Source organism: Lysobacter cavernae, from assembly GCF_042648505.1.
In the GTDB taxonomy this organism is placed as follows: Bacteria; Pseudomonadota; Gammaproteobacteria; order Xanthomonadales; family Xanthomonadaceae; genus Lysobacter_L; species Lysobacter_L cavernae.
In genome coordinates this window covers 1-5,818 of sequence record NZ_JBHRXK010000018.1, presented here as the reverse complement: position 1 = coordinate 5,818, position 5,818 = coordinate 1, and the positions used below count along the sequence as shown (strand labels likewise).

Annotated in this window: 2 tRNA genes and 3 rRNA genes; all 5 read right to left on the bottom strand. The window is 55.2% G+C overall.

Annotated elements, in window-relative coordinates:
* Positions 1 to 162: 162 nt before the first annotated feature.
* Positions 163 to 277 (bottom strand): 5S ribosomal RNA (gene rrf, locus ACFOLC_RS16010).
* 113 nt (positions 278 to 390) lie between these two features.
* Positions 391 to 3,271 (bottom strand): 23S ribosomal RNA (locus ACFOLC_RS16005).
* Positions 3,272 to 3,510: 239 nt separating this feature from the next.
* Positions 3,511 to 3,587 (bottom strand) — tRNA-Ile (locus tag ACFOLC_RS16000).
* Positions 3,588 to 3,604: 17 nt separating this feature from the next.
* Positions 3,605 to 3,680: transfer RNA gene (locus ACFOLC_RS15995), tRNA-Ala, on the bottom strand.
* 118 nt (positions 3,681 to 3,798) lie between these two features.
* A 16S ribosomal RNA gene (locus ACFOLC_RS15990) occupies positions 3,799 to 5,343 on the bottom strand.
* Together the 16S, 23S and 5S rRNA genes with 2 tRNA genes alongside form the textbook arrangement of a ribosomal RNA operon.
* Between the last annotated feature and the right edge of the window lie 475 nt (positions 5,344 to 5,818).

Genomic DNA, 5,818 nt, shown 5'->3' with positions numbered 1-5,818 from the left:
ACCTGCAGGCACGACGTTGCCGTTGTTCTGATTCAAGGCCTTGGATTATCCGGGCGGCGTGCGGGTCCGCAGGCCAGGCAGTCCGGCATTGGCATGCCCGGTGTATGCAAGACGCACAAAGAAGAAGGCCGGTCCCTTTCGGGGACCGGCCTTCGGATAGATGCCCAGCGATGACCTACTCTTGCATGGCTTAGGCCACACTACCATCGGCGCATGTGCGTTTCACTTCCGAGTTCGGGATGGGATCGGGTGGTTCCACACAGCTATTGTCACTGGACAAGCTTGTGAAGCGGCGCAAATTAAAGCTGCGCCAGCTTGCATGGGTTGGAATGTAGCGAGTCAGGCGAATGTCGTCGACGTATCGTCGAGTCCAAGGCCACTTGAGGTTATATGGTCAAGCCACACGGATCATTAGTACGCGTTAGCTCAATGCATTGCTGCACTTACACACCGCGCCTATCAACCACCTAGTCTTGATGGTTCCTTTAGGGGACTTGAAGTCCCGGGAGATCTCATCTTGAGGCGCGCTTCCCGCTTAGATGCTTTCAGCGGTTATCGCTTCCGAACATAGCTACCCGGCAATACCACTGGCGTGATAACCGGAACACCAGAGGTTCGTCCACTCCGGTCCTCTCGTACTAGGAGCAGCCCCTCTCAAATCTCCAACGCCCACGACAGATAGGGACCGAACTGTCTCACGACGTTCTGAACCCAGCTCGCGTACCACTTTAAATGGCGAACAGCCATACCCTTGGGACCGACTACAGCCCCAGGATGTGATGAGCCGACATCGAGGTGCCAAACACCGCCGTCGATATGAACTCTTGGGCGGTATCAGCCTGTTATCCCCGGAGTACCTTTTATCCGTTGAGCGATGGCCCTTCCATACAGAACCACCGGATCACTAAGACCTACTTTCGTACCTGCTTGATCCGTCGATCTTGCAGTCAAGCACGCTTATGCCTTTGCACACAGTGCGCGATGTCCGACCGCGCTGAGCGTACCTTCGTGCTCCTCCGTTACACTTTGGGAGGAGACCGCCCCAGTCAAACTACCCACCATACACGGTCCCCGATCCGGATTACGGACCTAGGTTAGAACGTCAAGCACGACAGGGTGGTATTTCAAGGATGGCTCCACCACAGCTAGCGCCATGGTTTCATAGCCTCCCACCTATCCTACACAGACGAACTCAACGTTCAGTGTAAAGCTATAGTAAAGGTTCACGGGGTCTTTCCGTCTTGCCGCGGGAACGCTGCATCTTCACAGCGATTTCAATTTCACTGAGTCTCGGGTGGAGACAGCGCCGCTGTCGTTACGCCATTCGTGCAGGTCGGAACTTACCCGACAAGGAATTTCGCTACCTTAGGACCGTTATAGTTACGGCCGCCGTTTACTGGGGCTTCGATCAAGAGCTTCGCCTTGCGGCTGACCCCATCAATTAACCTTCCAGCACCGGGCAGGCGTCACACCCTATACGTCCACTTTCGTGTTTGCAGAGTGCTGTGTTTTTGATAAACAGTCGCAGCGGCCTGGTCACTGCGACCCCTCTTAGCTATAGCCCGCATGGGCCACCAAAAGGGGTGCACCTTCTCCCGAAGTTACGGTGCCATGTTGCCTAGTTCCTTCACCCGAGTTCTCTCAAGCGCCTGAGAATTCTCATCCTGCCCACCTGTGTCGGTTTACGGTACGGTCTGCGTAAGCTGAAGCTTAGGAGCTTTTCCTGGAAGCGTGGTATCGGTCACTTCGCCCTAATGGGCTCGTCTCGCTGCTCGGTGTTAATGACCCCCCGGATTTGCCTAAGGGATCCACCTACCTGCTTTCTCCGGGACAACCAACGCCCGGTAGACCTAACCTTCTCCGTCCCTCCATCGCACTTACGCGAGGTGCTGGAATATTAACCAGCTTCCCATCGACTACGCATTTCTGCCTCGCCTTAGGGGCCGACTCACCCTGCGTCGATTAACGTTGCGCAAGGAAACCTTGGGCTTTCGGCGTGCGGGCTTTTCACCCGCATTATCGTTACTCATGTCAGCATTCGCACTTCCGATACCTCCAGCGGACTTCTCAATCCACCTTCAACGGCTTACGGAACGCTCCTCTACCGCGCATACAAAGTATGCACCCCAAGCTTCGGTTCATCGCTTAGCCCCGTTAAATCTTCCGCGCAGACCGACTCGACCAGTGAGCTATTACGCTTTCTTTAAAGGGTGGCTGCTTCTAAGCCAACCTCCTGGCTGTCTGTGCCTTTCCACATCGTTCACCACTTAGCGATGAATTTGGGACCTTAGCTGTGGGTCTGGGTTGTTTCCCTTTTCACGACGGACGTTAGCACCCGCCGTGTGTCTCCCGGATAGTACGTACTGGTATTCGGAGTTTGCCATGGTTTGGTAAGTCGCAATGACCCCCTAGCCATAACAGTGCTCTACCCCCAGCAGTATTCGTCCGAGGCGCTACCTAAATAGCTTTCGAGGAGAACCAGCTATCTCCGGGTTCGATTAGCTTTTCACTCCTAATCACACCTCATCCCCTACCTTTGCAACGGGAGTGGGTTCGGGCCTCCAGTACCTGTTACGGTACCTTCACCCTGGGCATGACTAGATCACCCGGTTTCGGGTCTACTGCCCGCGACTATGCGCCCTTATCAGACTCGGTTTCCCTTCGCCTCCCCTATACGGTTAAGCTCGCCACGAACAGTAAGTCGCTGACCCATTATACAAAAGGTACGCAGTCACTCCTTGCGGAGCTCCTACTGCTTGTACGCACACGGTTTCAGGGTCTATTTCACTCCCTTCACCAGGGTTCTTTTCGCCTTTCCCTCACGGTACTGGTTCACTATCGGTCGGTCAGGAGTATTTAGCCTTGGAGGATGGTCCCCCCATGTTCAGACAGGGTTTCTCGTGCCCCGCCTTACTCGATTTCATTGAATGAGCCTTTTCGCATACCGGGCTGTCACCGTCTATGGCCGAGCTTTCCAACTCGTTTTGCTAAAACTCAATCAACTTAAGGGCTAGTCCCCGTTCGCTCGTCACTACTTAGGGAATCTCGGTTGATTTCTTTTCCTCCGGGTACTTAGATATTTCAGTTCTCCGGGTTCGCTTCCAGCAGCTATGTATTCACTGCAGGATACCTATTGCTAGGTGGGTTTCCCCATTCGGACATCGCGGGATCAATGCTTGTTGCCAGCTCCCCCACGCTTTTCGCAGGCTGCCACGTCCTTCATCGCCTCTGACCGCCAAGGCATCCACCGTGTGCGCTTATTCGCTTGACCATATAACCCCAAGTCGCCTCAGGGTTGTCTGTGCCGAGGGGTACAAATCCTCGACGCGAATATCGACAACTTCAAATGTTAGGGCCTCTAGGGCCCCGCCTTAGCCTCTACGACACGTCATGGACATTCGTCTCAAAACGCTCGCTACATTCCAGTTTTTCAAAGAACACGGCAAAGGCTTCAGCGCCTGTGTCGTTTCAAATCTTTATGTGTGCGCAGTTCAGAGTTCTTGCGGGATGTGGTGGGTCTGGGAGGACTCGAACCACCGGCCTCACCCTTATCAGGGGTGCGCTCTAACCACCTGAGCTACAGACCCAATGTCTTGATGCCAGGTGGTGGAGCTTGTCGGGATCGAACCGACGACCCCCTGCTTGCAAAGCAGGTGCTCTCCCAGCTGAGCTAAAGCCCCATATGAAACGGGACGCTCCCGCGGCCAATACCCCTGTGGGTACCGCCGGGAACTCTGAATGCAGGTCACTTGTGCGGACGTCTGACAGGCACATGCTGCCCATCTTTTTTACATCTCTAAAGGAGGTGATCCAGCCGCACCTTCCGATACGGCTACCTTGTTACGACTTCACCCCAGTCATCGGCCACACCGTGGCAAGCGCCCTCCCGAAGGTTAAGCTACCTGCTTCTGGTGCAACAAACTCCCATGGTGTGACGGGCGGTGTGTACAAGGCCCGGGAACGTATTCACCGCAGCAATGCTGATCTGCGATTACTAGCGATTCCGACTTCATGGAGTCGAGTTGCAGACTCCAATCCGGACTGAGATGGGGTTTCTGGGATTGGCTCGCCGTCGCCGGTTTGCAGCCCTCTGTCCCCACCATTGTAGTACGTGTGTAGCCCTGGCCGTAAGGGCCATGATGACTTGACGTCATCCCCACCTTCCTCCGGTTTGTCACCGGCGGTCTCCTTAGAGTTCCCACCATTACGTGCTGGCAACTAAGGACAAGGGTTGCGCTCGTTGCGGGACTTAACCCAACATCTCACGACACGAGCTGACGACAGCCATGCAGCACCTGTGTCACGGTTCCCGAAGGCACCAATCCATCTCTGGAAAGTTCCGTGCATGTCAAGGCCAGGTAAGGTTCTTCGCGTTGCATCGAATTAAACCACATACTCCACCGCTTGTGCGGGCCCCCGTCAATTCCTTTGAGTTTCAGTCTTGCGACCGTACTTCCCAGGCGGCGAACTTAACGCGTTAGCTTCGATACTGAGTGCCAAGTTGCACCCAACATCCAGTTCGCATCGTTTAGGGCGTGGACTACCAGGGTATCTAATCCTGTTTGCTCCCCACGCTTTCGTGCCTCAGTGTCAGTGCTGGTCCAGGGTGTCGCCTTCGCCACAGATGTTCCTCCCGATATCTACGCATTTCACTGCTACACCGGGAATTCCACACCCCTCTACCGCACTCTAGATTGCCAGTATCCAATGCCATTCCCAGGTTGAGCCCAGGGCTTTCACATCAGACTTAACAAACCACCTACGCACGCTTTACGCCCAGTAATTCCGAGTAACGCTTGCACCCTTCGTATTACCGCGGCTGCTGGCACGAAGTTAGCCGGTGCTTATTCTTCCGGTACCGTCATAACTCAGGGTTATTAACCCCAAGCTTTTCTTTCCGGACAAAAGTGCTTTACAACCCGAAGGCCTTCTTCACACACGCGGCATGGCTGGATCAGGCTTGCGCCCATTGTCCAATATTCCCCACTGCTGCCTCCCGTAGGAGTCTGGACCGTGTCTCAGTTCCAGTGTGGCTGATCATCCTCTCAGACCAGCTACGGATCGTCGCCTTGGTGGGCCTTTACCCCGCCAACTAGCTAATCCGGCGTCGGCTCATCTATCTGCGTGAGGCCTTGCGGTCCCCCACTTTCACCCGTAGGTCGTATGCGGTATTAGCGTAAGTTTCCCTACGTTATCCCCCACAAATAGGCAGATTCCGACGCATTCCTCACCCGTCCGCCACTCGCCACCCAGAGAGCAAGCTCTCCTGTGCTGCCGTTCGACTTGCATGTGTTAGGCCTGCCGCCAGCGTTCACTCTGAGCCAGGATCAAACTCTTCACTTAAGTATTGCGACTCGGCCCGAAGGCCTCGTCAATGCTTTGAGTGCAGTCGTCTATCCAGGCCCCAATACTCGATTACTCGCATTTGCATGCTTTCTTGAATCATTGAGACTCTGTGTCGAACGTCTGCTGATGGACAACCATCCACCGGCCAGACGCCCGCACAAGTCACCTGCGCACACTGTCAAAGATCGTCGGGGCCGGCCTCAGCGCCTTTCCCTTGCCTCGCCTGCCGCACCAAAGTGCTTCAGGGAGCCGCACATCTTACAGCAGATTTCGTAACCGTCAACACCCTGTTCCGAACTCTTTTTGCTGCCCCGGCGACCGTTTGCACCCCTCTTCAGGGACCAGCCAGTCTGCCGGGCCGCGCATCTTACAGCACCTTTCGAAACCGTCAACCGCCTTCGAAATCGCCGCTTCAACCGCGCCCCGCTTCGGTCAACTTCACCTCGGCGGGGCGCGCATTGTGCACACGCAC